General features: G+C 49.1%; 3 protein-coding genes. 2 read left to right on the forward strand and 1 reads right to left on the reverse strand.

Going from position 1 to position 3,933, the window contains the following annotated elements:
- Positions 1-343 precede the first annotated feature (343 nt).
- Together J0895_RS16905 and J0895_RS16910 are read left to right on the forward strand one after the other, a co-directional pair.
- The gene (locus J0895_RS16905; protein ID WP_207089211.1) at positions 344-1,441 is read left to right on the forward strand and encodes a DJ-1/PfpI/YhbO family deglycase/protease; all 1,098 of its coding nucleotides are present in this window, start codon (positions 344-346) and stop codon (positions 1,439-1,441) included.
- A gap of 503 nt (positions 1,442-1,944) precedes the next feature.
- Positions 1,945-3,267, forward strand: coding sequence for a hypothetical protein (locus tag J0895_RS16910; RefSeq protein ID WP_207089212.1), 1,323 nt, complete (start codon positions 1,945-1,947; stop codon positions 3,265-3,267).
- A gap of 178 nt (positions 3,268-3,445) precedes the next feature.
- Here J0895_RS16910 and ndhM read toward each other — a convergent pair whose 3' ends face one another.
- Positions 3,446-3,787 (reverse strand): NAD(P)H-quinone oxidoreductase subunit M, encoded by a 342-nt coding sequence (ndhM, locus tag J0895_RS16915; RefSeq protein ID WP_207089213.1) that lies wholly within the window; start codon positions 3,785-3,787, stop codon positions 3,446-3,448.
- Positions 3,788-3,933 lie beyond the last annotated feature (146 nt).

Genomic DNA, 3,933 nt, shown 5'->3' on the forward strand with positions numbered 1-3,933 from the left:
AAGAATCAGAAGCAGACAGAAGAAAACATCAGTTTTTTCTTCTGTCTGCTATCAATAGGGTTAGAAATTCTAGCCCTGTCAAGGTGGTAAATTTAATGACGAAAAATCGTGATTTCACGTAGGGGCGCAATGCGCCCCTACTATAAATACACCTTGACAGGGCTAGGTTAGAAATTCTCATCCAGGATTCGCACTCATCCCTGAGTGAGCCAAATCCTGGATATGACCGAACTCTCTGATATAGGGAATTCCATCAGTCTCGAAAAATTAAAGATAATACATCAGGGCAATCCCCTGATTTTTTCATGTACAAGGCAAGCCCGATTAATCAAAACGTAACTTTATGTCTACTATCAACAACTCACAACCCACACCCCGAATCGCCATCCTGATTGAAGAAGGATTTGAAGATTCAGAATTTAAAGTTCCTTATACAGCATTACAACAAGCCGGGGCAAAAGTTTCTGTACTTGGGTCCGGGATGAATCAAGCCTATCACGGTAAACAAGGAAAAGTCTCAATCCAACCCGATGGGACCACCACCGAAGCCCGCGCCCAAAACTTCGATGCCGTGATCATTCCCGGGGGTGGCGCACCGGATAAAATGCGAACCAACCCCAACACGATCGCCTTCGTTCAAGAAGCCGCTGCCTTGGGCAAATTAATCGCTGCCGTCTGCCACGGACCCCAAGTCTTAATAGAAGCCGACTTACTTCGGGGACGGCGTGCCACCGGCTTTATTTCCATCCGCAAAGATATGGAAAATGCCGGTGCCACCTATATTGATGAGGCTGTAACTACCGACGGTAACCTAATTTGCTCTCGGCAACCGGGAGATTTAGCTATTTTCACCACCGCCATTTTCTCCAGGCTGAATTTGAGCATTCCCGACCAATCCCTGCCCGATCGCAACGACAGTTCAGCAGAATGGTGGCAACTTGCCGAAGCCTGGGGGGGATCAACCCGCCAGGAAATTATCAACGGATTAAATCAGGCAATGGCGGGAGAACGCTATAGCCAAGAAGCCTTTAAGCATTATGCTGAAATCATCACCGATAGCGCGACTCGATTGCTGCTGTTGGAGATTTGGGAAGAAAAAGTCAGTCATATCGAACTCTTGGAAAGCCGCCTGCGAACCCTGGGAGAACAACTTTTTTTACCGGCAATGGCGGAGGGTGTCTTTGCCTCTTTCATGAATGCTTTACCCTCTACAAATGACATGGCAATTTTACGTCAAGCCTTGGGGGATATTCAGACAGGGGTGATAGACTGCTTTGAGTTGCAAGTCCAGTTTACGGACCCCGTGTCTACGATGATTTTTAGTAGCATAGAACGGGACCTGGCTAAGGCAGAGCGGCGGTTGGCTCGTCTGTACCAAGAACGGATAGGGTTAAATGAACCGTCACCGGCACAACCCACTACGCCGGTGGGAATTGTCTAAATTTCCAAGAAAGAAAGGTGAGTGTTCCTGGCGATCGCTCACCTTCTTTGTGCTTACCCTTCTAGGACAGACTCAAGGAGTTTAAAGCCGTTTTCATCCAAATGTTCCAGACGGAGCATAACAGGGAATCCGTTCAGTCTTTAAACCGTTGAATATATAGCGTTTCTCATGTCCACAAGGTACAGCCCTCACCCCTTTCTCGTCGGCGGCCCAAGACGGGAGAGGCCTGTCCTGAGCCCTGAGCCCTGAGCCCTGAGCCCTGAGCCAGTCGAAGCCTGTCCTGAGCCCTGAGCCATAGTTCGATGAACTCACTAGAAGCCTGTCCTGAGCCCTGAGCCAGTCGAAGGGTCGAAGGGGGTCGAAGGGTCGAAGGGTCGAAGGGGGCTGGGGGTGAGGGTGAGTCCACCGAACCGCTATATATTCAGGATTGTTTCATAAAATGAGGACTGGTGATAAATTAGAAAAACCCCCTCAAAAATACTCATAAAAACAGGCGATAACCCATGAAAAACCAACCCAATAATCTGCAAACTGAACTCAAGGAACAAGGGGTCAAATCCAAGAACTCAGCCTGCCACCAAGTGGGTTCAGCAGTGGGAGATGTGCAAGAAAATATTAATAAAACTGCCTTAGAAGTGAGTAAGGTGGCGGTGGATAAGGTGGCAGAAACCATCGAATTTGTGGGGGCGATCGCCCAGGGAGACACTGGGGGAGTTGCCGTTGATATGGCTTCTTTAAGCTCAACTGCAGTAAAAGCCGCCGGATCTGCCAGCCAGTGGGCCTCGGAAACAGGAAAATCCGTGAGTCAAAATGCTGCTAAGACTGTCGAAACTGCGACCAAAGAATCGATCAAGTTGTTCGATCGCACTGCCTTGGAAACGGGAAAAGCCCTCTCGTTTATTGGAGAGAATCCGGTTGTTAAAAAATTCGCTCAAGTCTTTAAAGCCCAATGGCTGTTGAATTTAGTCGGGCAAGTGGATGTTGAGAAAGCTGAATCCCAAGTTCGCAAATTGCAGCAAGAGTATCCTGATGAAAGCCCCAATGAGATTGCCCATCGCATCATGGTGGAGAAATCCCTTTATGCTGGAGGGATTGGATTTGTCAGTAGTATTGTGCCGGGATTGGCCCTAGCCCTGTTGGGGGTGGATGTGATGGCAACTACGGCATTACAGGCAGAAATGGTGTATCAGATTGCCGGTGCCTATCAGATGGATTTAAAAGATCCGGCGCGTCGCGGGGAAGTGTTAGCGATTTTTGGGTTGTCCCTAGGGGGTTCAGCGGCATTGAAAGGGGGATTAGGGGTGTTGCGGAACCTGCCGGTGGCGGGGATGGCGATCGGGGCGAGTTCTAATGCGGCGATGTTGTATGGACTGGGATATGCCGCCTGTCGTTTCTATGAAGCGAAGACGAATCCGCTGACTCAGGAGGCGGCAACTCAAGCGTTGGAAGAAGAGAATCAGGAGTATTTGGAACGGGCGATCGCCCAAAAAGATGTGATGGACCGGATTTTGATTCATCAGATTTTGGCGTCCCGTCCGGATACCTCTTGGGCGGATATTTTGCCGGAATTAAAGCAATTAAACTTTACTACAGAGTCTCTGAAGGCGATCGAGTCTGAGATTGAGCATCCGGTCCCCTTGGCGGAACTGCTGACTCTGCTCGATCGCGATTTTGCCTATCCGCTATTAGCCCAATGTTATCGAATTGCTCAAATCGATGGGGTAATCACAGAGAAAGAACAGCAGGTGATGGAGGCGATCGCGCACCATTTCCAAATTGACCTGCAAGAGGTCCAGGAGATGATTAGCGCACCGCCACAAGAATAAACCCCAACCGTCTGGGGGCTTTCCGGTGAAAGCGGATCAGGACTTCACCGGAATTTTAGGAGGGAATCGGAATCTGTAGGCGGGGCAGTACATCAACTGCCCCGACTCTCTATGGAGAGTGACCCCACAGACCGAAGTTGGGCCTTTGTGTTCAATCCCAGCACAACCAGATTGGAGATTACTGGTCCTCGTAGACCATTTGGGGTAAACCCATGCTGTAGTTTTGGACGCGGCTGTTGAGGTTATAGGAGAGTTCTCCACCTTGGAGGAGCGATCGCAAATAATACTCCAGATCCGAACCGATGCGGCGTAAATTGTACTCCGTTAAATCTTCCCCACTGCAAGAATCAACCAGTTCATCAAACTTGCGATAAACCTTCTGTAACGTCGGTTCCGGCCAGTTAAACTCATTGTCCGGATCCACATCAAGGGTTAATAAGTCTGGACTCGGAACAAATTCATTCTCTTGCACCTCTGCCGTAAAAATCCGAATGTGACGGGTTGTTGACTTGAGCATCATAGCTAGTATGCCAGGGTAGTTAAAATCAATACAACATTAATTTTGAACCTCCCCACGTCTAAAGCCGGGGGATTCCTGCCTACCCCAAAGGGCGACAGCGGGACATTCAAGTATCCCTCTAGACCATCAAAACAACTATCCCTAAA

The organism is Phormidium pseudopriestleyi FRX01 (genome assembly GCF_017313335.1).
Lineage (GTDB): Bacteria > Cyanobacteriota > Cyanobacteriia > Cyanobacteriales > Laspinemataceae > Laspinema > Laspinema pseudopriestleyi.